General features: G+C 64.1%; 22 protein-coding genes. 13 read left to right on the forward strand and 9 right to left on the reverse strand.

The features are described from left to right. Positions 1 to 19: 19 nt before the first annotated feature. Genes HWE17_RS13225 through HWE17_RS13235 form a run of 3 tightly spaced genes read left to right on the forward strand, consistent with a single transcriptional unit; the run spans position 20 to position 6,601 of the window. Positions 20 to 3,670: a response regulator gene (locus HWE17_RS13225; RefSeq protein WP_176389053.1), complete on the forward strand. Its 3,651-nt coding sequence runs from the start codon at positions 20 to 22 to the stop codon at positions 3,668 to 3,670. Further along, the gene (locus HWE17_RS13230; RefSeq protein WP_176389054.1) at positions 3,667 to 6,207 is read left to right on the forward strand and encodes an EAL domain-containing protein; all 2,541 of its coding nucleotides are present in this window, start codon (positions 3,667 to 3,669) and stop codon (positions 6,205 to 6,207) included. Before HWE17_RS13225 ends, HWE17_RS13230 begins: the two co-directional genes overlap by 4 nt. Positions 6,208 to 6,226: 19 nt before the next feature. Then, positions 6,227 to 6,601 carry an oxidoreductase gene (locus HWE17_RS13235; RefSeq protein WP_176389055.1) on the forward strand — a complete coding sequence of 125 codons (375 nt, stop codon included), beginning with the start codon at positions 6,227 to 6,229 and terminating at the stop codon, positions 6,599 to 6,601. A 13-nt stretch (positions 6,602 to 6,614) separates the two neighbouring features. Here the strand turns inward: HWE17_RS13235 and HWE17_RS13240 are convergent, their stop codons facing one another. Next, complete coding sequence (locus tag HWE17_RS13240; RefSeq protein WP_035818954.1) at positions 6,615 to 8,120, reverse strand: DASS family sodium-coupled anion symporter; 1,506 nt, start codon at positions 8,118 to 8,120, stop codon at positions 6,615 to 6,617. A gap of 264 nt (positions 8,121 to 8,384) precedes the next feature. On the opposite strand from HWE17_RS13240, the gene HWE17_RS13245 reads away from it, so the two are divergent. The 3 genes from HWE17_RS13245 to HWE17_RS13255 all read left to right on the forward strand — a co-directional run bounded on the left by HWE17_RS13245 (position 8,385) and on the right by HWE17_RS13255 (position 11,282). Further along, positions 8,385 to 9,491, forward strand: coding sequence for an acyltransferase (locus HWE17_RS13245; protein ID WP_176389056.1), 1,107 nt, complete (start codon positions 8,385 to 8,387; stop codon positions 9,489 to 9,491). A 225-nt stretch (positions 9,492 to 9,716) separates the two neighbouring features. Next, entirely contained in the window at positions 9,717 to 10,490 is a 774-nt protein-coding gene (locus tag HWE17_RS13250) for a ferredoxin--NADP reductase (protein WP_035818959.1), read from the forward strand. A gap of 216 nt (positions 10,491 to 10,706) precedes the next feature. Then, positions 10,707 to 11,282, forward strand: a complete 576-nt coding sequence (locus HWE17_RS13255) for a type 1 glutamine amidotransferase family protein (RefSeq protein ID WP_176389057.1) — start codon at positions 10,707 to 10,709, stop codon at positions 11,280 to 11,282. Here HWE17_RS13255 and HWE17_RS13260 read toward each other — a convergent pair. The 3 genes from HWE17_RS13260 to HWE17_RS13270 form a co-directional block, all read right to left on the reverse strand. Beyond that, the gene (locus HWE17_RS13260; RefSeq protein WP_176389058.1) at positions 11,279 to 12,724 is read right to left on the reverse strand and encodes a serine hydrolase domain-containing protein; all 1,446 of its coding nucleotides are present in this window, start codon (positions 12,722 to 12,724) and stop codon (positions 11,279 to 11,281) included. The genes HWE17_RS13255 and HWE17_RS13260 overlap by 4 nt on opposite strands. Before the next feature lie 85 nt (positions 12,725 to 12,809). Further along, a complete protein-coding gene (locus tag HWE17_RS13265; protein WP_176389059.1) occupies positions 12,810 to 13,139 on the reverse strand; it encodes a hypothetical protein in 330 nt (109 codons plus the stop codon). A gap of 7 nt (positions 13,140 to 13,146) precedes the next feature. Beyond that, the gene (locus HWE17_RS13270) at positions 13,147 to 13,527 is read right to left on the reverse strand and encodes a hypothetical protein (protein WP_217916775.1); all 381 of its coding nucleotides are present in this window, start codon (positions 13,525 to 13,527) and stop codon (positions 13,147 to 13,149) included. A gap of 256 nt (positions 13,528 to 13,783) precedes the next feature. On the opposite strand from HWE17_RS13270, the gene HWE17_RS13275 reads away from it, so the two are divergent. Genes HWE17_RS13275 through HWE17_RS13285 form a run of 3 tightly spaced genes read left to right on the forward strand, consistent with a single transcriptional unit; the run spans position 13,784 to position 15,241 of the window. Then, positions 13,784 to 14,098, forward strand: coding sequence for a hypothetical protein (locus HWE17_RS13275; protein WP_035818984.1), 315 nt, complete (start codon positions 13,784 to 13,786; stop codon positions 14,096 to 14,098). 33 nt (positions 14,099 to 14,131) lie between these two features. Beyond that, the gene (locus HWE17_RS13280; protein ID WP_176389060.1) at positions 14,132 to 14,938 is read left to right on the forward strand and encodes an OBAP family protein; all 807 of its coding nucleotides are present in this window, start codon (positions 14,132 to 14,134) and stop codon (positions 14,936 to 14,938) included. Positions 14,939 to 14,992: 54 nt separating this feature from the next. After that, on the forward strand, positions 14,993 to 15,241 hold the full coding sequence (locus HWE17_RS13285; RefSeq protein ID WP_010398340.1) for a DUF3297 family protein: 249 nt from the start codon (positions 14,993 to 14,995) through the stop codon (positions 15,239 to 15,241). Between the two features lie 76 nt (positions 15,242 to 15,317). On the opposite strand, the gene HWE17_RS13290 is transcribed toward HWE17_RS13285, so the two are convergent. From HWE17_RS13290 to HWE17_RS13305, 4 genes are all read right to left on the reverse strand, one after another. Further along, positions 15,318 to 15,965: a hypothetical protein gene (locus HWE17_RS13290; RefSeq protein ID WP_176389061.1), complete on the reverse strand. Its 648-nt coding sequence runs from the start codon at positions 15,963 to 15,965 to the stop codon at positions 15,318 to 15,320. Then, a complete protein-coding gene (locus tag HWE17_RS13295) occupies positions 15,962 to 16,828 on the reverse strand; it encodes a hypothetical protein (protein ID WP_217916776.1) in 867 nt (288 codons plus the stop codon). The genes HWE17_RS13290 and HWE17_RS13295 overlap by 4 nt, the downstream gene beginning before the upstream one ends. Positions 16,829 to 16,909: 81 nt before the next feature. Beyond that, positions 16,910 to 17,704: a glutaminyl-peptide cyclotransferase gene (locus HWE17_RS13300; RefSeq protein ID WP_369681730.1), complete on the reverse strand. Its 795-nt coding sequence runs from the start codon at positions 17,702 to 17,704 to the stop codon at positions 16,910 to 16,912. A gap of 49 nt (positions 17,705 to 17,753) precedes the next feature. Then, positions 17,754 to 18,662 carry a LysR family transcriptional regulator gene (locus tag HWE17_RS13305; RefSeq protein WP_176389063.1) on the reverse strand — a complete coding sequence of 303 codons (909 nt, stop codon included), beginning with the start codon at positions 18,660 to 18,662 and terminating at the stop codon, positions 17,754 to 17,756. A gap of 103 nt (positions 18,663 to 18,765) precedes the next feature. On the opposite strand from HWE17_RS13305, the gene HWE17_RS13310 reads away from it, so the two are divergent. Next, a complete protein-coding gene (locus tag HWE17_RS13310; RefSeq protein WP_176389064.1) occupies positions 18,766 to 19,224 on the forward strand; it encodes a CidA/LrgA family protein in 459 nt (152 codons plus the stop codon). After that, entirely contained in the window at positions 19,221 to 19,910 is a 690-nt protein-coding gene (locus HWE17_RS13315) for an LrgB family protein (protein ID WP_099401999.1), read from the forward strand. The genes HWE17_RS13310 and HWE17_RS13315 overlap by 4 nt, the downstream gene beginning before the upstream one ends. Here HWE17_RS13315 and HWE17_RS13320 read toward each other — a convergent pair. Next, positions 19,907 to 20,590 (reverse strand): TetR/AcrR family transcriptional regulator, encoded by a 684-nt coding sequence (locus HWE17_RS13320; RefSeq protein WP_176389065.1) that lies wholly within the window; start codon positions 20,588 to 20,590, stop codon positions 19,907 to 19,909. The two genes, HWE17_RS13315 and HWE17_RS13320, sit on opposite strands and share 4 nt — an antisense overlap. Before the next feature lie 84 nt (positions 20,591 to 20,674). Between HWE17_RS13320 and HWE17_RS13325 the strand changes: the two genes are divergently transcribed. Then, positions 20,675 to 21,817, forward strand: a complete 1,143-nt coding sequence (locus HWE17_RS13325) for an NAD(P)/FAD-dependent oxidoreductase (RefSeq protein WP_176389066.1) — start codon at positions 20,675 to 20,677, stop codon at positions 21,815 to 21,817. Between the two features lie 90 nt (positions 21,818 to 21,907). Next, the gene (gene mnmH / locus HWE17_RS13330) at positions 21,908 to 22,999 is read left to right on the forward strand and encodes a tRNA 2-selenouridine(34) synthase MnmH (RefSeq protein ID WP_176389067.1); all 1,092 of its coding nucleotides are present in this window, start codon (positions 21,908 to 21,910) and stop codon (positions 22,997 to 22,999) included. Positions 23,000 to 23,009: the final 10 nt, after the last annotated feature.

Here is a 23,009-nt window from a genome sequence, read left to right on the forward strand (position 1 = left end):
GCGCGACCTGGAGCCTGACATGAAAATCAGGACCAAGCTGATCATCAGTACCAGCGTCCTGCTGGCGGGCGTGGCGGCCATGGCGGCGGCCAGTCTGCTGCTGGTGAAAGGCATCGAAACCCATGTGCACGGCTTGACCGACCGGACCGTGCCGCTGTACACGGACGTGTTGCGCCTGCGCTATACCGTGCAAGACATGGCGTCGGATTTTTTCGAGCTGGGCAAGGCGGAAGACCTGGCGCAGCTGGAGCAGGTATCAAGCAAGATCGTCGCCAATATCCAGGCCGCCGAGAGCATCAGCCAGCAATTGCGGCGTCACGGCGAGTTGCAAACGCCCCGCTACCACTCGGCCTTCGAGCAGGAATTCCAGCGCATGCGCGTGGCCGTGCGCAAACGCCTGGAAAACGAGGCTTATTACAAGGCGCAGGCGACGGAAATGCGCCAGGTGCTGGCGCAGATCAAGGCCGCCGCCAAGGGCGCGCGCGGCAAGATCCGCCTGGTTGACAGCCAGGCCCAGGCCACCGCCGCCGAAGTGCAGCTGGAAAGCCAGCGCCTGAACGAGAACGCCCGCTACCTGACCGACTTACGCAAGAGCATCCTCGACATGCAGATTGCGCTGGCCGAAACGGAGGCCGTGAAGAACCGTTTTCGCATCGCCCCCTTGCGCGAACGGCTGACGGCGGCCGTCGCGCATCTGGCGGGAAGCGGCGAGCGCGGCATCAGCCCGGCCCAGCAGGCGCTGCGGGAAAAGCTGCTGGCCACGGCGCGCCAGATGCTCGATCCCGCCAGCGGCTTGCTGGCCCTGCGCGCCGGACTGCTGGCCGAGGGCGGCGCAAGCACGGCGCAGCAGACGCACTATGCGGCGCTCAAGGAACAAGTCGGCGCCACCCTGGCTTCCACGCTCCTGCGCCTGGCCGAGGAACTCGATCCCATCGAACTGCAGCTGGCCATCGGACGCGACCGCCTGGCGCAGGCCAACCGCTACATGCGTACTTCGGCCCGCATCGAGGACGCCAGCGGCGAAATCAACCTGGCCGTCGACGCCATCAGCATCGGCGTGGGCGAAGTCATGCTGGCCACGGCCGCCGGCGACGTCACGCGCCTGGGCGACGATATCGCCCTGCACATCAGCACCCTGCACGGCGACATGGCGACCATGCAAACCTTGCTGCAAAGCATAAGCCAGCTGGGCTTGCTGGCCGAAACGCGCGGCGTCAACACCTACCTGGACGCGGTGGAACGCTCGGGACAGCGGCTGGTGCAAGCCAAGGGCAGCGTACTGGACAGCGAAAAGGCGCTGGACGAGGTCATCGACCACGTGCGCGCCTTCGAGCGCGAACAGGCCGCCTATTCGGCGCAGCAAGTGGCGCGCATCACGGGGCAGCAGCAGGACGCGGTGGCCCAGGTGCGCGACGGCGTGCGCCATGCCTTCGTGCTGATTCTCGGCATCGGACTGATCCTGCTGCTGGCCTGCGTGGCCATCACGGGGCTGATCAGCGCTTCCATCGCCAGGCCGCTGGCGCACCTGTCCCATGCAATTGCCCATATCCGCGGCGGCAAACCGCTGTCGGTGCGCGTGGCGCAGCATGGCAGCGATGAACTGGGGCAATTGATCATGGGCTTTAACGGCATGCTCGAGCACGTCGAACAGCGCGACCTGGCGCTCAAGCAGGCCAAGGCCGAGGCCGACGCCGCCAACCGCGCCAAGTCGGAATTCCTGGCCAAGATGAGCCACGAGATCCGCACGCCGATGAATGGCGTGCTGGGCATGACGGAATTGCTGCAGCGCACGGAACTCAGTCCCAAGCAGCAGCGTTTCGTGCACACGGTACACCGCTCGGGCGAAAGCTTGCTGAGCATCATCGACGATATCCTCGATTTTTCCAAGATCGAGGCGGGCAAGCTGGTGCTCGAACATATCCCCTTCGACCTGCGCCAGGTGATCGACGATGTCGTGGCCCTGTTTGCCAACGGCATCCAGCGCAAGGCCATCGAATTTACCTGCCGCATCGCCTCCGACGTGCCGCAGCACGTGCGCGGCGACCCCGTGCGCCTGCGCCAGATCCTCACCAACCTGCTCAACAACGCCACCAAGTTCACCGAACGGGGCGAGATTTCCGTTGATGTCAGCTGCCCCGCCGCCGGCCAGATCCGCCTGGAAGTACGCGACACGGGCATCGGTATGGCGCCGGAGGCGGCCGCCGCCGTCTTCCAGCCCTTCCGCCAGGCCGACAGCACCACTTCGCGCAAATACGGCGGCACGGGCCTGGGCCTGGCCATCATCAAGCAGCTGGTGGAAATGATGGGTGGCAACATTGTGCTCGAATCCGTGGCGGGCCAGGGGTCCAGCTTTGCCGTCACTGTTGCCGTGGGCACCGTGGCGCCCGAGGACGCGCCGCCGGCGCCGCCGCCGCGCGTGTCGCTGGGCGCCTTGCACGTGCTGATCGTGGATGACCATGCCACCAACCGCACGATCCTGCTGCAGCATGCGATCGAGTGGCAGATGGCCGCCGCCAGCGCCGCCGACGGCGCCGAAGCGCGGGGCCTGCTGCAAGCCGCGCTGCGCGGCGGGCGCCCGTTCGACCTGGCCATCATCGACATGCGCATGCCGGTCATGGATGGCCCCGAGCTGGTGCGGGCGATCAAGGCCGACACCGGCCTGGCGGCCCTGAAAATCATCATGCTCAGTTCACTCGATGCCTCGGCCGAGTTGCGCCAGGTGACGGCGCTGGGCGTGGCATATTGTCTGACCAAGCCCGTGCGGGCGCTGGAACTGCGCCACTGCATCGAAGCCGTGTGCGGCTACGCCCCCCTGGCGCCAACAATACCTGCCATGCCTGCCCTGCCCGCGCCAGCGGACACCGCGGTCGCAGGCCAGGCGCCGCTGCGCATGCTGCTGGTGGAAGACAATGCCATCAACCAGGAAATCGCCCTGGCCATGCTGGAAGATAGCGGCTACGAAGCGACGCCGGCCGACAACGGGCGGCGCGCGCTGGCGCTGTGGGAGCGCTACCCGTTCGACGTGATCCTGATGGATTGCCAGATGCCCGAAATGGACGGTTTTGAAGCGACGCGGCGCTTGCGCCGCATGGAGGCCGAGCAAGGCCGTGTCCGCACACCCATCATTGCCCTGACGGCCAACGCCATCCTCGGCGACCGCGAACTGTGCCTGGACGCGGGTATGGACGACTACCTGGCCAAGCCGTACACGCGCGCCGCCCTGCTGGAAATCCTGGCCCGCTGGCGCCCGTCGCCCGCCGCGCAGGCCACAGCCGGGACGCCTACAGTAACCACGGAGGCGGCGCCGGTGGAATCGGCCGCCATCCTCGACGCCGCCGCCCTGCAAAACCTGCGCGCCATGCGGCGTCCCGGCCGTCCCGACGTGCTGGGCCGCATCATCGACCTGTTCTACAGCGACGCGCCGCGCCTGCTGGGCCAGCTGGAAGTGGCCGCCGAGGCCAGCGATACCGCGGCCCTGCAGCTGGCGGCCCATACGCTCAAGTCCAGCTGCGCCAACGTGGGCGCGCTGGGCTTGTCGGCCACCTGCCGTGAAATCGAACAATACGCGCGCGGCAATGACGTCGGCAGCGCGCTGCAGCATATCCGCGGCATCCAGCAAGAACTCGACCGTGTCCTCGCCGCCCTGGCCATTGAGAAGGAAGCCATATGAATACCGCACTGCTCCCGCAAGCACTGGTCCTGGTGGTCGATGACGACACCATGACGCGCATCCTGGTGACGGAAGCGCTGGAACCGGAAGGCTTCCGCATCGAGGAAGCGGCCAGCGGCCTGGAAGCGCTGGCCGCTTTCCAGCGCGGCGTGCCCGACCTGATCCTGCTCGACGTTGCCATGCCCGGCATGAGCGGCTTCGAATGCTGCCAGCAGCTGCGCCGCTTGCCCGGCGGCGCGCACGTGCCCATCGTCGTGCTGACCGGCAACGACGACGATGACTCCATCAAGCAGGCGCTGGAAGCGGGCGCCAGTGATTTTATCTCCAAGCCGATGCAATGGCGGCTGCTGGCGCACCGGCTGCGCTACCTGCTGCGGGCCAGCAGCGCGCTCACCGAATTGAGCCGTATCCAGGAAAGCCTGAACCACGCGCAGGCGCTGGCCCGCCTCGGCAACTGGGAATACCAGGTCGCCGGCGGTGACGGCTACTGGTCGCCGGAACTGTTGCGCATCCTGGGCCTGGACGCCGATTCCGGCCCCACCAGCTTCGAGCGCCTGCTGCAATGCCTGCCGGAAGACCAGCGACCGCTGCTGCTCGATGCCTTCATGGAGCTGCATGCGAGCGGCACCAGCTACGGCCTGGAACACAAGGTGCTACGGCCCGATGGCGGCGAATGCATCGTCTTTCACCAGGCCGAAGCCGTGCGCGAAGGCCGCCAGGTGCTGCTGATGCGCGGTACCGTGCAGGACATCACGGAACGCAAGCTGCAGCAATTGCGCATCGAATACCTGGCTAACCACGATGCGCTGACGGACTTGCCCAACCGCCAGTTGCTGAACGACCGCATCGGCCAGGCCATCGCCCATGCCCGCCGCACCCGCCTGCACCTGGCCACCCTGATGCTGGACCTCGACCGTTTCAAGTTCGTCAACGACAGCTATGGCCACCCGGTGGGCGATGCGCTGCTGCAGGAAGTGGCCCGTCGGCTGAAGCTGGCGGTGCGCGAGGGTGACACCGTGGCACGCCAGGGCGGCGACGAATTCGTCCTCCTGCTGACGGACCTGCCCGACATCGTGACGGCCGAACAGATCGTGCAAAAAGTGCTGGCGGTGTTCGCCGATCCTTTCGTGCTGGGCGAGCATACCCTGCACGTGAGCACCAGCATCGGCGCCAGCGTGTTTCCGTCCGACGGCGACAGCGGCGACATGCTGCTCAAGACGGCCGATGCGGCCCTTTACAGCGCCAAGGACAAGGGCCGCAACGGCTACCAGTTCTACAACCACAAGATGGGCGTGCTGGTGGAGGAGCGGGCCGAAATCGAACACGCGCTGCACCAGGCGCTGGCGCTGGGCGAGCTGGAACTGCACTACCAGCCCAAGGTCGACCTCACCAGCGGCAAGATTTATGGCATGGAAGCGCTGCTGCGCTGGCGCCGCGACGGCATCGGCCTGGTGCCGCCGGACCGCTTCATTCCCCTGGCCGAGGAAACGGGCATGATCGTGCCCATCGGCGAATGGGTGCTGCGCACGGCGTGCGCGCAACTGGGCGTCTGGCATGCCTACGGCTTTACGCACCTGACGATGGCCGTCAACGTGTCGGCGCGCCAGTTCCGCCAGGCCGATATGCCGCAGCTGGTGCGCGAAGTGCTGGCCGACAGCGGCGTGCCGGCCCACTGCCTGGAACTGGAGCTGACGGAGAGCGTGCTGATGCAAAACCGCGACCTCGTGGTGAAGGCATTGGAACAGTTGAAGGAAATCGGCGTCACCCTGTCGCTGGACGACTTCGGCACCGGCTATTCCAGCCTGTCCTACCTCAAGCAGTTCCCCATCGACGTGGTGAAAATCGATCAATCGTTCATCCGCGACGTGACCGACAGCGTGGATGGCGCGTCGCTGACCCGCTCCATCATCGCCATGGCCAAGTCGCTGCACATGACCACCGTAGCCGAAGGCGTGGAAACGGAGGGGCAATTGGGATTTCTCAATACCAACCACTGTGACGCCATGCAAGGCTATTACTTCAGCCGCCCGCTGCCCGGCGCCGAGATGGATCAGATGTTGCATGCCGGCACCCATTTGCCGCCCGAGAACTGCCATGCCGAAACGCCGCAGCGTGTGCTGCTGCTGGTGGACGACGAAGAGCACATCCTGTCCGCCCTGCGCCGCTCGCTGCGCAAGGAAGGCTACCAGATACTCAGCACCAGCAAGCCGCAGGAAGCGCTGGAACTGGTGGCCGCCAATGCCGTGGGCGTGATCCTCACGGATGCGCGCATGCCGGGCATGTCCGGCAACGAACTCTTGCGCCGCATCAAGGGCATCTATCCGGAGATCGTGCGCGTGATGCTGTCCGGCTACCCTGAACTGCATTCGGTCACGGCAGCCATCAACGAAGGCTCGGTCTACAAGTTCATCACCAAGCCCTGGGACGAAACCTTGCTGAAAGACCATTTGCGCGAAGCCTTCGTGCGCTTCGAATCGGGCGTGCAGCGCCCGCCCGTGGGTCCGCATGGCATCGAGATCGGCAACCGTGCCGCCTAGCGCGCCACCAGGAGCAAGCATGCCGGATCAGCTGTTCTTCGCAGGCTTGCGCGCCTTGGCCGAAGCCGCCTTTCCCAAGCATTGCGCCTGCTGCGGGCGCGTCTTCGCCACGGCGGACGAGTTTATCGGGCAGACGCAATCGATGCGCCAGAATGTCTCCGGGCTGAAACAAAGCTTCGACGATAACAACGTGGCCATCGTCGAGGTCTACCGCAATTGCCTGTGCGGTTCGACCCTGATGGATTTCTTTTCAGACCGGCGCAGCACCTCCGAGGCCAGCCAGGAGCGGCGCCAGCTGTTTGAGCGCCTGTTGCCGCTGCTGATGGAAAAAGGCATGGAACGGGCTGCCGCGCGCGAATATCTGCTGCACGTCGTGCGCGGCCAGTTGCCGTGACGAGCCGCCTGCTTTACCAGTAGCCCAGCACCTTCCACCACGTCGTGCCGACGACGGCAAAGATCAGCAGCTCCACCACGCACATGATGAAGCCGACTCTCCACCAGTTGCCCATGGTCACGAAGCCGCTGCCGAAGATGATGGGCGAGGTGCCCGTCGCATAGTGGGTCAGTGTCATCATGATGGCCGAGCCGGCCGTCATCATCAGCATGAAGGGCACGTGGTATTCGGCCGGGATCAGGTGCAGGCCCACCGTCAGGAAGGCCAGCAGCATGGCGCTGATGTGGGCCGTCGTGCTGGCGAAGAAGTAGTGCGAGAAGACAAACACCAGCACCAGGACGCCGGCGATCGGCAGCCAGTCCATGCCGCTGGCGACAATCGCCGCCTTCATGCCGGCCGAGAACCAGGCGATCACGCCCGTCTTGTTGAGTTGCTCGGCCATCATGACGAGCGCGCCGAACCACACCAAAGTGTCCCAGGCACTCTTTTCCGACAGCACGTCATCCCAGTCGATGGTGCCCGTGATGATCAGCACGAACAGGCCGACAAAGGCGACCACCGTCGCATCGAGCGAAAACGCGGGGCCGAACAGCATGGCGGGAACGTTGGCCCACAGCAACAGCAGCAAGGCGAAGGTGCCCAGCATGACTTTTTCCGACGGCGACAGCGGGCCCATGCTTTTCAGTTCCGCCTTGGCGTAGGTGACGGCGTCGGGCGTGGCCTTGAGTTCCGGCGGCGACAGCCAATAAATAATCAGGGGCATCAGCAGCAGGCAGACCAGGCCCGGCAACAGCATGCACAGGGCCCAGGTGGTCCACGTCAGGTGGAAACTCTGGCCGCTGGCCTTGGCCACGAAGTCGACCACCAGCGGATTGGGCGCCGTGGCCGTCAAAAACATGGCCGAGGTGATCGGGTTGGCGTGGTAGTTGACGAGGGCCAGGTAGGTGCCGACCTTCTTTTCCGTGCCCTTGGCCGGATCCGAATCGAAGGCGTTGGCGATCGATTTCATGACGGGGTGGACGATGCCGCCGCCGCGCGCCGTGTTACTGGGCGTAAATGGCGCCAGCACCAGTTCGCAGATGGCCAGGCCATAGCCGATGCCCATGGTGCGTTTGCCGAGCAGCGAGATGAACAGCAGGCCGATGCGGCTGCCCAGTCCCGTCTTTTTCAGGCCGCGCGAAATCAGGATCGCCACGACGATCAGCCAGATCAAGGGATTCGAGAAACTGCTGAGCGCATCCGTGATGGCGCCCTTGGACGAGGTCGACGTCACTTGCGACAGCGACACGATGACGATCGCCATCATCGCCATCACGCCGATCGGCATGACTTTCAGAATGATCGCCAAAATCGTGGTGAGGAAAATCGCCACCAGGCCCCAGGCCTTGGGCGTCAAGCCGTCCGGCGCCGGCAGCAATAGCATGCTCACGAGCAAAGCGGTGCAGATCAGGGCGGGGACGAGGCGGAATGGGACGGCTTCCTTGAAATGCAGGAACAAGTCGCGCACTGTTTTATACATCTTTATTACCTTTCGCTGTGGGTCAGGCATCGTAGCAAGCGGCGTGGCACGCGCAGAGTCTTGGGCCGGGACGCAGGAAAAAACGCGCCTTCAACGATGACAGATGCCCAACAATTCTGTTCGGCAATATCATACACGCAAGACTTCCCTGCCCGTGCCCCATTGCCGCATTCGCTACCGACTATCTGTAAAATCGTTGACCAGCAAGCGACACATGTCGCATAATTGCCCCATTAGTCGCCAGACCGGCTGACAAGGAAACCATTGAATACCCGCAACCACCATATCGACGCCTTGCGCGGCGCCGCCATCCTGGGCGTGCTGCTGCTGCACTTCGCCCTCGCCTACGGCTTGAAGAACAGCCCGCTCGAAATCCTGCCCGCCTGGCTGCTGCGCGCCGCCTACCAGGGCAATTACGGCGTGACCATGTTTTTCGTCATTTCCGGCTATCTGATCACCTCGACCTCGCTGCAGCGCTGGGGCGACCTGGCGCGCATCGACCTGGCGGCGTTCTATCTCTACCGCATTGCCCGCCTGCTGCCATCGCTGCTGCTGGCCCTGTCCATCATCGTGCTGCTGGGCGTGCTGGACGTGCCCTACTTTGCCAACTCGGACGGCGGCAAGGATTTGCCCGCCAGCTATTTCGTCATCGCCATCGCCTCCGTGCTGACCTTCTGGCATAACGTGCTGATGCAAAGCGCCGGCTATTTCAATTACTGCTTGAATGTATACTGGTCCTTGTCCGTCGAGGAAATGTTTTATCTGCTGCTGCCCTTGTCGTGCCGCATCCTGCGCCGGCGCCAGGCGATCATGCTGCTGTGCGGCGCCGCCATCGTCGCCGGCCCCGTGTATCGCAGCCTGCATGCGGACAACGAGATTGACTTCATGTACGGCTATATCGCCTGCTTCGACGCCATCGCCATCGGTTGCCTGACGGCATTGCTGACGCAACGCTGGCGGCCGGGTGCACGGATCGGGCGACTCTTGCGCTGGACAGCGGGCCTGGCCCTGGCGGCCGTGTATGTGCGCGGCATCGGCGGCCATGAGGTGTTCGGTTTTACCCTGGTCGCCGTGGCCAGCGCCGCCTTCATTCTTGGCGGCGTGGCGGCCGAACCGGCCAGCCAGCGACGGCCCGGCCCGCTGCAATGGCTGGGCCGCCATAGCTACGAACTCTATCTGTTCCATATTATCGTGCTGGCCGGCATGCGCAATGTAGTGGACAAGGCGGGCCTGGCCTACGCCGAGCGCCTGCCGTGGCTGGCGCTGTTCCTGGCCGCAACGGCGCTGGCTGCCGCCCTCGTGGCCCGCTACGTGTCCGAACCGGCCAATGCCGCCATCCGCCAGCGCTGGCGGCGTGCCGCGGAAAAGTGAGCCAGGTCAAGAGTCCGCATGCCCACCGCTCATTTCCGGCCCATTTCCAGCCCCGCCTTGCCATTCGCACTATAATGTCGGCACCGCGTGCGGCAGCAATGGCGGCGATAGACGGTAACAATTTCGTGTGGAGGCCAGTACAATAGCGTCTGGGCCTACACAGGGTTTCACTTTTGCCAGCAGTTGCCAGCAACTAACCATTTTTTTGACCAGCCAACACATACTATGAGTTCGATGAATGAAGAGCGCGTTTTAAGCGTGCACCACTGGACGGATACCCTGTTCTCCTTTACCACCACGCGCGACCCGTCGCTGCGTTTCTCGAATGGCCATTTCACCATGATCGGCCTGCGCGTCGATGGCAAGCCGTTGCTGCGCGCCTACAGTATCGCCAGCGCCAATTACGAAGACCACCTGGAATTTTTCAGCATCAAGGTGCCGGGCGGTCCATTGACGTCGCGCTTGCAGCACTTGCAAGTGGGCGACACCGTCATCGTCGGCCGCAAGCCGACGGGCACCCTGGTGTCCGACTACCTGCTGCCAGGCAAGCGCCTGTACATGCTGTCGACGGGCACGGGCCTGGCGCCTTTCCTCAGCATCGTGCGCGATCCCGACATCTACGAACGCTTCGACGAATTGATCCTCGTGCACGGCGTGCGCCAGGTCGATGAGCTGGCTTACCACGACTTGCTGGAAGAGCACCTGCCGAAACACGAATTCCTGGGCGAAATGGTCAGCGACAAGCTGCGCTACTACCCGACCGTGACGCGCGAAGACTTCCGCAACATGGGCCGCATCACGGAACTGATCGAAAACGGCAAGCTGGCCGAAGATCTGGGCGTGCCGGCACTGAACCCTGCCGAAGACCGCGTGATGATCTGCGGCAGTTCGGACATGCTGCGCGACCTGAAGGAAATGCTGGAAGCGCGTGGCTTCAAGGAAGGCAATACCTCGACGCCTGGCGACTTCGTTGTCGAGCGCGCGTTCGCCGAGAAGTAATCCGCAAAAGTCATCCGCCATACCCCAGGGGCCCGGTCCCGCCGCACACTGCGGCGGCGCCGGGCCTTTTTCATTGCCGCGTCAGCGGGCCGGCGATTGTTGCGCAGGCTGTTCGCTCCTGACAGAAACTGTCAGTACCGTTCATTATGATTTCGGCACCAGCAGGCTAGCGAGCCTGTATTACTATTGATATCTCCACCTGCGACAGGAATTTTCATGACACGTGCCATCACCATTCTGACCGAGAACTTTGCCGATTGGGAAACCGCCCTGCTCAATTCCACGGCGCGCCTGTATTACGGCTTTTACACGCAGTTCGCCACGCCCGGCGGTTTGCCCGTCACCTCGTCCGGCGGCATGCTGGTCACGCCGCAACTGGCGCTGGAAGAGATTGTGCTCGATGAACTCGATTTGCTGATGGTATGTGGTGGCAGCCACTGGCAAAGCGGCAAGGCGCCCGACATCTCCCCCTTGCTGCGCGCGGCGCGCGACAAGAATATCGTGCTGGCCGGCATTTGCGACGGCACGCGCGTGCTGGCGCAGGCTGGCGTGCTCGACAACGTGCGCCACACCTCGAATTGCGCCGATAACCTGACGGCAACCGGCTATGCGGGCGCCGCCCTGTACCAGGATGTGCCGTGGGCCGTGGCCGACCAGCGCGTCATCACGGCACCGGGCACGGCGCCCGTCAGCTTCACCAAGGAAGTCTTGCGCGCCTTGGGCATCGCCGATGACAACCTGGCCGCCTACCTGGCCATGCACGGCGCCGAACACGGCAAGACGCCCGGCTAATTGGCGCCCAGCGCGCGCAAGCGCGCCACGGCGTGCGTGTTGCCCGGATCCAGTTCCAGCGAACGGCGATAATGCGTGATGGCCTGCGCCTTCGCGCCGTCCGCCTCGTACGCTTCGGCCAGGCTGTCGTGGCCATTCGCCCCTTGCGGATACAGCTGCACGCCAAGCTCGAAGACGGCCACCGCCTGTTTCGGCTGCTGCCGGCCCAGCAGGCGATAGCCCCAGGCATTCAAGTCATCTTCCGTGGGTTCCGGCAAGCCATGCTGGCGCCGGATGGCCGCCAGTTTCTTGTCCAGTCCGTCGAAACCGGCGCTGGCCGCTTTGTTGCGCAGCAAGTGCGCGGCATACGCGCCGCCGCGCTGCTGGCGCAGGGCGGGAAGATAAAAGCCGGCGACAGTATCGATCAGCTGTTCCGGCTGGGCGCCGGCCAGGTTGCTGAGGATAATGACGGCCAGGCCATCGTTGGGATACACATAAAAGGCTGAGCGGGCGCCGCCGATGCCGGCCACGGCGCGGTGACCATCGCGGCCGATGGTGGGCCAGCCCAGCGCCCACGGCGCCGGCTTGCCGTCATTCAAGCTGGTCGGCTGCCACAGCCGTTCCACACTGGCGGGCGCCAGCAAGCGCCCGGACTGCAGCGCGATGAGCCAGTTGGCCAGTTCGCCCGCATTGCTGTTGATGCCAGCGCCGGCGCGCATGAACACGGGAAAGTCTTCGATCACATTGCGGTAACCGTTACCGCCCCGGTCCAGCACGTAGGAACTGGCCTTGTTGGCCACCACGTCCTTCGCGTCGCCAAAGCCGCTATGCGGCATGCCGGCCACGTCAAACTGCCCGCGCTGGACGAAAGTGGTAAAGGGCATTCCGCCTAGCCGCTCGACCAATTGCGCCAGCAACACGTAATTCGTCTGGTTATAGCGGAAGCGCTGGCCAGGCGCAGCTTCCACGGGCAGCGCCTGTACGGCTGTCCACGCCGCAGCGCCATCGTCCGGCTGCGGCCCCACCAGCTTGCCGCTGCGCTGGTCCAGCACGTCGGGCAAGCCCGAGGTGTGGTTGAGCAATTGCGTCACCGTCACGGCTTGCCAGGCGACAGGCAGCCCCGTCAGGTACTGGCCGATGGGCGCAGCCAGGTCGATCTTGCCCTGTTGCACCAGCTGCAGTACGGCGACACCCGCAAACGCCTTCGTTGCCGAATTGATGGAAAACAGGCTCGCCTCCGTCACGGGCACCTGGTATTGCAGGCTGGCCAGGCCGAAATTGCGCTTCAGCACAACCTTGCCACCTTGTATCACGGCCAGTTGCAGCCCTGGAATCTGGCGCTCCTGCATTTCGCTGCGCACGAAGGCGGCAATGTCGTGTTCCACTGGGGATGCCTGCACATGGCTGGCGGGGGCGGCGGCAAGCGCCAGGGCGAACAGGACAGACGGCAGGCGTGGCTTCAAGATGCGGCTTTCGACAGTGGAAAACGGAACCGCAGCATCCCATACCTATTTATCAACGTCAACGACAATCTTGCCGGTCGGAAAGTTACTCTTCCAGCCACACGTCCTCGTACCCTTCGCGGTCGAGGATGAATCTGGCGCCGCTGGGCAAGGCCAGGTAATCGACCACCTGCGGCAGCATCTCGTGCAGGTGTTCCGCATGCAGGGGCTGGTAAAAGCCACTGGCATCGTCGTGTTCGCCGCAGTGGATGAACCAGCTGATGGTGCCGTTTTCCGGCAGCACGACGCGCGTGCCATAGATGGGCGACTGGTCCAGGCTGCCGATGGCCAGGGCCACCATGGGTTCGGGTGCTTGCGCCGGCAAGCCGAATTTGTCGCAGATGCGCTGCTGTGTTTCGGTGATCAGTTCAATCATAGGGTCTTCAGGATCCGATATATTGGTAGTGGAGGCGCAGCGCGCCATCGTGACCGGACATTTCCAGGTGCAGGATCGCTTCGCCCGGCTTGCCATCGGCCAGCAGCAGGCATTCCAGGCCCAGCGCTCCAGCGTCGGTGGCATATACGTCGACGCCGGGACGGCCGCCCTTGCCCGGCACGAAGGCTTGCGCCAGCGGCGACAGGGACAATGCCTGGTTCGCCGCAAAATAGCTGTCGAGCATCTCGATGATCTCGTCGGACACGGCCGGCGACAGACCCCAGTCGCGTTGCAGCGCAACAGGATCGCGCACGTCCAGCGTCTGCACGAAGGCGGCGGCCTGCGCGTATGCCAGCTGCCGCAAGCTGTCTGTGATGGCCATTTCCATGCTGCGACTCCTCGCTCTTGAACAGGCGCCATTATAGTGCGTGGCCTGGAGCACACGCCATACATTGCCACCGCCTGCAGGCCGTAAATGCAGTGTAGAAATGGTTGTCATCCACCACAGAGTTTTCCTACGTGGCGACAAGTGGTGTCCCTATGGTTAAGCCCGACGCAGGCAGCGAGAATGGTTTCAACGGTGCAGCCTATGCTGGACCGGATGATCATGCAAACCAGCCAAACCAACCATAGGGGACACGACCATGACTTCGAACAGCAACGACAAATCCGGCAGCCAATCGGACAAGCAGCAATCGGGCCAATCGGGCAGCCAGCAGTCGGACAAGCAATCCGGCACCCGCCAATCGTCGGGCGGCACCCAGGGCGGCACGCACGAGCAGCATGTCGAGGCAGGCCGCCAAAGCCACAAGAATGACGGCGACAAGCAGTCGGGCTCGCAGCAATCGGGCCAACAGTCGGGCCAGCAATCGGGATCCGGCACCGGCACGCGCGGCGGCACGCATGAGCAGCACGTGGAAGCGGGACGTCAAAGCCACAAGAATGACGATAAATCCTGATCCCGGTGGCATGGCTAGACGCGCCTTCTCAACATGAAAGCACTGACGGCCATGCTGTGCGCGGGGTTGGGCATGGGCCTTGCCGCCTGCGGCGCCAGGAATACGGCATCAAACGTGGAGGCGCCCGGCGCGCCGGCCGGAGTCTCCACGCGCGTGCTCGACGCGGGTGCCGACGCATTGCAAGCGCGGCCGCCCGTCGCGGCGCTCAATGCCTATCTTGACGGTTTTCATTTTTACAACGGCAACCAGCGCGGCCAGATGGAAGCGCACCACTATTGCGCCATCGTCAACGAAGAGCTGATCCAGTGCGTGATCTACGATGGCAACGTCAAGGACGCCAAGCTGATGGGTGTCGAATACATCGTCAGCGCCAGACTGTACCAGGGCTTGCCGGCGGCGGAAAAAGCGCTGTGGCACAGCCATGTGCATGAAGTGAAATCAGGCCAGCTGATCGCTCCCGGCATTCCCGCCGTGGCCGAAAAGGCCTTGATGCAAAAACTCGTCGCCACGTATGGCAAGACTTGGCATACCTGGCACACGGATCTGCACAAGACCTTGCCGCTGGGCGTGCCGCAACTGATGATGGGTTTTACAAGCGATGGCCAGGCCGATGCCGCCATGGTCGCCGCGCGCGACCGCCGCTTCCGCATCGATTCCGCCGAAAAACGCCGCCAGCGGGCCGACATCGCCGCGCCCGCCATCATAGACGGCGCCGATGCCTGGCAACACGGCACGACCATCCAGCTGGCCGACCCGAGCGGAACGCAGCACGGGGACTCATCGCCGCCGTCCCTCTCCCCGCACACGGCCGCGCCCGCCATTTCGCCCCCGGCCAGATAGGCTGCGCGCGAAAGGCCGTTGTCTGGATCGGCATTCTGGGCGATAATTACGCCCATGAACGATACCACCACCTTACCCCCATTGCCCGATCGCCTGTCGATCGACCCTAGCAGCCCTTACCACGTTGCAGCCGTGTTCGAGAACGACGTCGGCATCCGCTTCAACGACAAGGAGCGTCTTGACGTGGAAGAATATTGCATCAGCGAACGCTGGATCAAGGTTGCTTCCACCAAGTCCCTCGACCGCCGCGGCCGTCCGCTGCAGATCAAGCTGAAGGGCAAAGTCGAAGCGTTCTACCGCTAAGCAACACCTACCGTTGTCATCGAGGCCGATTTGCATCGGCCTTTTTTACGTCCGCAGGAATTGCCCAGCAGGCCGATCAGGCTGCCGGCGGCGGCTGGAAGGCGCAAAAACCCGGCCACTGGTCGCGGCTGTCGCACACTTTCAGGCAACCTTTGTTCTCCTTGAACGTGGCGACGACCTTGATGGGGAAGCCATAGAGTGGCGTAGTGGCCAGGAAGGCGGTCGAGCAGCTTTGCTCGTTGCTGAAGCGAAAGGTGATTTCTTCGCGGCGGCCCTTGCGCTCAAAGCTCAGCATGAAGGTTTCATTGCTGTTCCACTGCGCCTTGCCTGGTACGCGGAAACGGTAGCGGGGGCTGCCCTGTTGCTGACCCTCAAGTTTCTGCCCGAAGACGCGGCTGCTGGCCGTGGCCGTTTCGACCTTGGCAACGGGATACACGACGCCAAAGATATAGGTGCCGGCAAACCCCTGGTCGAAGCCGAGTCCCTTCTGGTAAAACGGCACGACGATATGCGGTGCGCCCGCGTATTCCACGGTATTGCGCGCCGTCACGCGCGACGTCAGCTTGTCATCGGGCTCTTTGCCGAAGACCACGTCCAGTTCCAGCAAAGCTTGTTGCTTGTCGATATCTTGCGCCAGATAATCCTTGGGGAACGTTTCGCCGTGCACGCAGCCGGCCAGCAAGGAGGCGGCAAAGCAGCCGGCGATCAGTTTACATATTGTCATGGCTGTTTTCCTTCCGGCGGCGCGGAGATGAGACCCAGCCCCGTCACTTGCAAGCCGTTCTTGCCTTGTTTCCATTGAAATTGCTGGCCGAACCAGGCCAGTTCCAGCTCGCGCCGGATGCGGATCGAATCCGTGCGGCCCTGGCGCGCCTTGATGGCGGCGCCCGCCTGCGCGGAAGCGGCCTCCGACAAGGGCTTCAGCCACCGTTGATAGGTGTCCGGCGGCAAGGCCAGCTCACCGGCCACGCCGTCGTCGCGCGTGGCAACGATGATGCCCACCTTCGTCAGCGTATTCGTCAGATAGGCGCCGCGCCGCCCGTCGGGCGAGACGGAGACGAGCATGGCATGCGGATAATCGCCGCGGACGTTGCCCGGCACGTCAAACCACAGCAGTTCGCCCGTGCCCGTATCGAGCGCGCGTCCGTCGCGGGGAAACAGCAGTACCTCGCTATTGCCCGGCTGCGGTACGCCCCATTCGGGGTCGCGTTCCGTGCGGACCATATTGTCGCGCTGCATGGGACTGATGGGGCGCATCAGCGGCTCGCCATTCTGCACGCCGATCAATATCGTGCCCTGGCCCGTATAGCCCTTGGTAAACGCCAGCAGCATGGGCTGGCCTTCGCGCGTGGCCTTGATGGGCCGCACTTCCACCACCTCGCGCGCGCCGCCGGGCCAGTAGCCGTGCCGGCGGAAAGTCAAGGTAACGAGCGGGTCGTGGCGGTCACGCGTGACGACAAAGTCGCCGTATTGCTTCATCACCGGCACGTAGGATGTTTGCGCCTGCGCGGCGGGCAGGACAGCGGGCAGGACAGCGGCCAGCAAGCTGGCGGAGGCCGCCAGGCGGCATAAAGAGAGGGACAGCATGGCATCCTGTAAAGGTCGCACGGAGCGAAGAATCAGAATTCTAAACGATTCCTCGCCAGCAACACTGCCCAATTGGAAACATCAGCGGCGCTGGATTTCGATCAGCTCGATCTCGAACAGCTTGGGCCACAGTTTTCCCGTGACAAACAAGCGCTTGCCCCGTGCATCCCAGGCGATGCCGTTGAGCACGGCGTCGGGATTAGCCGTGCCCCGCTGCCCGGGTGGCAGCAAGCCCGTCAGGTCGATCCAGCCGACAACCTTGCCGCTGGCCGGGTCGATGCGGGCGATCACGTCCGCGCCCCACACATTGGCAAACAATTGCCCGTCGACCATTTCCAGCTCGTTCAGACGCTCGATGGCGCGGCCCTCGGCCTTCACCTCGAAGCGGCGCACCTCGGCCAGGGTTTTCGGATTGAGCACGCGGATGGCGGACGTGCCATCGCTCATGTAGACGAATTGACTGTCGCTGGCCAGGCCCCAGCCTTCGCCCTGGTAGCTGAATTTGCGTTTCAATTTGAAGGTCTTCAAGTCGAAGACATAGCCGGTTTGCGAAATCCAGGTCAGGCCCAGGATTTCATCGCCCACGTCCGTGATGCCTTCGCCAAACACTGTCTTGTCCAGCATGGTTTTCTGCAAGACCTTGCCCGTCGCCAATTCCACCTTGCGCAAGGAAGACTGGCCGTTCTGGCCCGTGCTTTCATACAGGTGGCCATCCTTGAACAGCAAGCCCTGGGTGAACGCCTGGGGGTCGTGCGGATAGGTATTCTTGACGAAATAGCCATACACGGGAATGGCCGCCTGGGCGTAGCCCATTTCGCTCATCAGGCCCACGGTGCACAACAATCCCAGCAGCAGCGAGCCTGCCGTGCGTTTCACACTTGTTTTACCGATATTCTTCATATTCTTGACGGTGGTTGGCGAGCGCCTATTGTAAACGGGCCGCGTCCGCCATGCGCGTCCTGACGAGCTCCAGCCAGGCGCGCGCGGCAAATGACAGCCGCCCGCCGCGGCGCCAGGCCAGCATCAGATTCCACTCCACGGGCGGACCGTCCAGGGGAATGACGGCAAATTTCGCTTGATCCAGCGTGTCGCAATACATCTTCGGCAGCAGGCAGATGCCCACGCCCAGCTGTACCAGCGAGGCGATAAAATCCCACTGCCCGCTGCGGCCCGTGATGCGCGGCGCGAAGCCGGCCCGCTGGCAAGCATCGAGCACGATGTCGTTCAGGGCGAAGGCGGCGCCATAGAAAATGAAGGGACTGTCGGCCAGCTCGGCCAGGGCGACGGAAGCGCGTCCCTGCCACGCAGAACCGGGCGCGGCAAGCAGGCACAGCGGCGAGCGCACGAGGGGCAAGGCTTCGAAATCTTGCCAGGTGGCCGCATTGCCCGGGTAGTCGAGCATGGTGCCCAGTTCCACCGTGCCGGTGCGCAAGTCGCGCTCGATCGCCTGCGTGCCGCTTTCATACATCTTCAGCTCGATGCCGGGATAGCGCTGGTGGTATTCGGCCAGCCACGGCGCCAGGGTCGAATGGGTTTGCGGCGACACGCCGACGCGCAATTCACCCCGCTCCAGATGTTGCAGGTCGCGCAATTCCACTTTCAGTTCCGCGTGCAGGGCCAGCAACTCATGCGCGCGCGCCAGCACCACCTGGCCCGCGTCCGTCAGGGTAAACCGCTTGCCCGCGCGGTCGAGCAAGGCAAGGTCCAGCGACTGCTCCAGCTGGGCGACCATCTTGCTGACGGTGGGTTGCGTCACGTGCAGCCTGGCGGCCGCGCGCGTAAAACTGGCTTGCTCGACCACTTCGACGAAGTAGCGCAAGGAGCGGATATCCATGATGCATTCCAATATCGAATGATAATCATGAGTTTAAGTCATTTTATCTTTTTATGCGGGATCCCTACAATGAAAACTTCCCCCTGCCGCTAGAAAGTCTGCCGTGAAAGCCTTGCACTGTTCCACCGCCACCCTGCCCTCCATCCCAGCCTGGCGCCAGCCTGCGCAGACCGTGTGGCAAGTAGGCGTGCTGATCGCCGCCTGGTGGCTGTCCGATGCGGCCGCTTCCGCCTTGCACTTGCCGTTTTCCGGCGGCGTCGTCGGCCTGTTCGTGCTGGTGGCACTGTTGCTGGCCGGCTGGGTACGGCCCGCCGCCATCGAACTGGGCGCGAACTGGCTGCTGGCCAACATGCTGCTGTTCTTCATTCCGCTGGTCGTGTCCGTGGTGCAATTTACGCAGCTGCTGAAGTCACAGGGCTTGATGCTGTTCGTGAATATCGGCCTGGGCTTTGCCAGCGTGATGCTGGTCACGGCGTTCACCGTGGAATGGGTCTGCCGCTATGAGCGCAAGTTGCGCCTGCAAAAGTTGCTGCGCCAGCGCACAGCCAAGGCGCAAGCATGAACACCGTGCTCCTGTCCCTGCTGTTTTTGCTGCTGACCCTGGTGCTGTTCTACGCCAACCAGGCGCTGCACCGCCGCCATCCCCACTTCCTGCTCACGCCCGCCATTTGCACCTCGGCAATACTCATCGTCATCGTGCAGGCGACCTCGACGCCGTTCGCCACGTATTTCGGCGAAACGCGCTGGCTGCCGTGGCTGCTGGGGCCGGCCACCATCGCGTTTGCGCTGCCCATCTTCCAGGAGCGCAAGCTGATCCGCAAACACTGGCTGGCCCTGTCGCTGGGCAGCTGCGCCGGCATTGTCGCCTCGGTCGCCGCCACCCTGCTGCTGGACCGCTTGCTGGGGGTGCACGGCGACATGGCGCGCAGCCTGCTGGCCCGCTCCGTGTCGACGCCGTTCGCGCTGGAAGCGTCGCGCCACATGGGCGGCTCGGCCCAGCTGACGGGCATCTTCGTGGTGATGACCGGCTTGTTCGGCTTGATGCTGGGCAAACCGCTGCTGAAACTGCTGCCCTTGCGCATGCGCATCGCCCGTGGCGCTCCATATGGCGCGGCCGCGCACGGTTTTGGCTTGTCCGTGGCGCGCCGGGTGGGCACGGAAGAAGGCGCCGTGGCCAGCCTGACGATGATTTTTTCCGGCGTCGTGACGGTGCTGCTGGCGCCGCTGCTGGGGTATCTGCTGGGCTAGCGGCCCGCTTGCAGGGCCTGCATGCCATGCACGATCAGGTCTATCCCCGCCAGAAAATCCTCGCGGTCGTCGTGCGCGCGCAATTGCCCCGCCACCTTGCGGGCAAACGGAAACGCTTGCGCGTCAAGGCGTGACCAGGCGCCCGCCAGGGTGTCGAGGAAATGCGCGCGCTCCTGGCCCTGGTCGCGCGCGATGACGGCGTTGGCCGCATTCTGCCCGCTCACGCCCAGCAAATAATTCAACAAGGTGCATGCCGCCAGCCACTGTTTTTCCTGCGGCACGCCCAGGGCATCCACTTGCCGGCCCAGGCGCTCCAGGATGCGCACCGTGGGCAGCTGGCCCGGCGCGCGCGACAGGGCCGAGCCCAGCCATGGATGCGCATCCATCGCCTCGAACATGGCCAGCGCCACGGCGCGGATGCCCGCCTGCGGCGTGTCGCCGTGGGAAGCGGAATCCATGGCGCGGGCGACGATGGCGTCGCTGGAGGCCGTAAACAAATCATCCTTATCGGCCACGTGCCAGTAAATGGCCCCCGCCCCCGTGGCCAGGCGTGTTGCCAGGGCGCGGAACGTCAGGCCGCCCTCGCCCGCTGTGTCGAGCAGGGCAATGGCGGCGTCGATGATGGTGTCGCGCGTCAGCGAGTCGGCGCGTCGTGGTGGGTTCGCTACTGTCTTGGGCATCGCTTATCTTGACACAGATGCCGGCCTGCCGCAAAATTCTTGTGGAACACTGTTCCACATCATCAACAACATCAAGGAAGCATCATGCATATCGCCATCATCGGCGCAGGGCTGGGCGGGCTGATGCTCGCCCGCGCGCTGCACGTCCACGGCATCGCCGCCACCGTCTATGAAGCGGACGCTACACCGCAAGCGCGCCGCCAGGGCGGCATGCTCGACATCCACGAAGACACGGGCCAGCAAGCGCTGCGGGCAGCCGGCCTGCATGACGCCTTCCGCGCCCTCATCCGTGCGGGCGGCGAAGCGAGCCGCGTGCTCGACCAGCACGGCACGGTTCTGCTCGAAGAGGGGGACGATGGCACGGGCGGCCGTCCCGAAGTGGCGCGCGGCGAACTGCGCAGGCTCCTGCTCGAGTCGCTGCCGACCGGCACCGTGCGCTGGGGACATAAACTGACCGGCGTCACGACGCTGGACGGCTGCCGGCACAGGCTGAGCTTTGGGCACGGCGCCACGGCCACCAGCGATCTGCTGGTGGGTGCGGATGGCGCCTGGTCGAAGGTGCGTCCGCTGCTTTCCAACGCGCAGCCCGCGTATAGCGGCATTGCCTTCATTGAAACCTATCTGTTTGACAGCGACCGCCGCCACCCGGCCAGCGCGCACGCCGTAGGCGCTGGCGCCCTGTTCGCGCTGGCGCCCGGCAAGGGTATACAGGCGCACCGCGAAGCCGATGGCGTGCTGCACGCCTATGTGGCCCTGAGCAAGCCCGAGGCATGGCTGGCCGACATCGATTTTGCCGCCCCCGCCGCCGCCCGGACCCGCATCGCGGCCCAGTTTGCCGGCTGGGCGCCGGCGCTGACAGCCCTGATCACGGAGGCGGACACGCCGCCCGCGCCCCGTCCCGTGCATATGCTGCCCGTGGACCACCGCTGGCAGCGCGTGGCGGGCGTGACCTTGCTGGGCGACGCGGCCCATCTGATGGCGCCGGCCGGCGAAGGCGCGAATCTCGCCATGTTCGATGGCGCCGAGCTGGCGCAGGCACTTGCCGCGCACCCAAGCGACATGGAAGCGGCCCTGCTGGCGTATGAAACGGCGCTGTTTGCGCGCAGCAGCGTGGCGGCGGTGGAGTCCGAGCGCATCCTGCGCCTGTGCTTTGGCGACGACGCGCCGCACAGCCTGGTCCAGTTCTTTGCCGGCATGCAAGACGCCGGCCCGGCGCGCGAAGTGTAAGGGGCGGCGTGAAGCGCAGTGCCAAAGCTCCACGCCAGCGGCCTTTATCGGGGATAATACGTCTTTCCCCTTGCCAGCACCCGCGCCACGATGAAATACCCCGCAGTTCAGCCTTTCAGCGATATCCTGCCCCGCTTGAGCGAGTTCGATGCCATCATCGATGTGCGCAGCCCGTCCGAGTTCGCGGAAGACCATTTGCCGGGCGCCATCAACCTTCCCGTGCTGGACGACGAACAGCGCGTGCGCGTCGGCACCTTGTACAAGCAGACGAGCGCCTTCGAAGCGAAGAAGCTGGGCGCGGCGCTGGTGGCGAAAAATATCGCGCGGCATATCGAAGAGGGTTTGCTCGGTCACCCGCAGCATTGGAAGCCGCTCGTCTACTGCTGGCGCGGCGGCAACCGCAGCGGCGCCATGGCGCACATCCTGGCGCGCATCGGCTGGCCCGTCACGCAGCTCGAGGGCGGCTACAAGGATTACCGGCGCCACGTGAACGCCGAGCTGGCCACCCTGCCCGAGCCCTTCGACTTCATCAACGTGCTGTGCGGTCCCACGGGCAGCGGCAAGAGCCGCTTGCTGCAAGTGCTGGACAGCCAAGGCGCGCAAGTGATCGACCTGGAGCAATTGGCGGCCCACCGCGGTTCCGTGCTGGGCGGCTTGCCCGAGGAAGACCAGCCATCGCAAAAAGCGTTTGAAAGCGCGCTGTGGCAGCAACTGCGCACTTTCGACCCGGCACTGCCCGTCTTCATCGAATCGGAAAGCAAGAAAGTGGGCCGTTTGCGCGTGCCCGATGCGCTGATGGAAAAGATGCGCGCGGCCGCTTGTACGGACGTCCGGCTGGCAACAGACCAGCGCGTGCAATTGCTGATGCAGGACTATGACCATTTCGTCGGCGACCCGGCGCGCCTGAACGTGCAGCTGGCCCTGCTGACGCAGTTGCATGGCAAGGAGAAAATTACCCACTGGCAGCAACTGGCCACGTCTGGACGGATGGCCGAGCTGGTGGAAGAACTGCTGGTACAGCATTACGACCCCGTTTACCGGCAATCGATCGCCCGCAACTTCAGCCGCTATGCCCAGGCGACGCCGCTGGTCTTGCCCGATATTTCAGAACATGCCTTTGAGCAAGCCGCGCGCGCATTATGTGCTATCGTCGGCGAACACCGTACCGCCAGCGCCGCGTGATGCCTGGCTT

The organism is Janthinobacterium sp. BJB401 (assembly GCF_013372745.1).
Classification (GTDB): domain Bacteria; phylum Pseudomonadota; class Gammaproteobacteria; order Burkholderiales; family Burkholderiaceae_D; genus Janthinobacterium; species Janthinobacterium rivuli.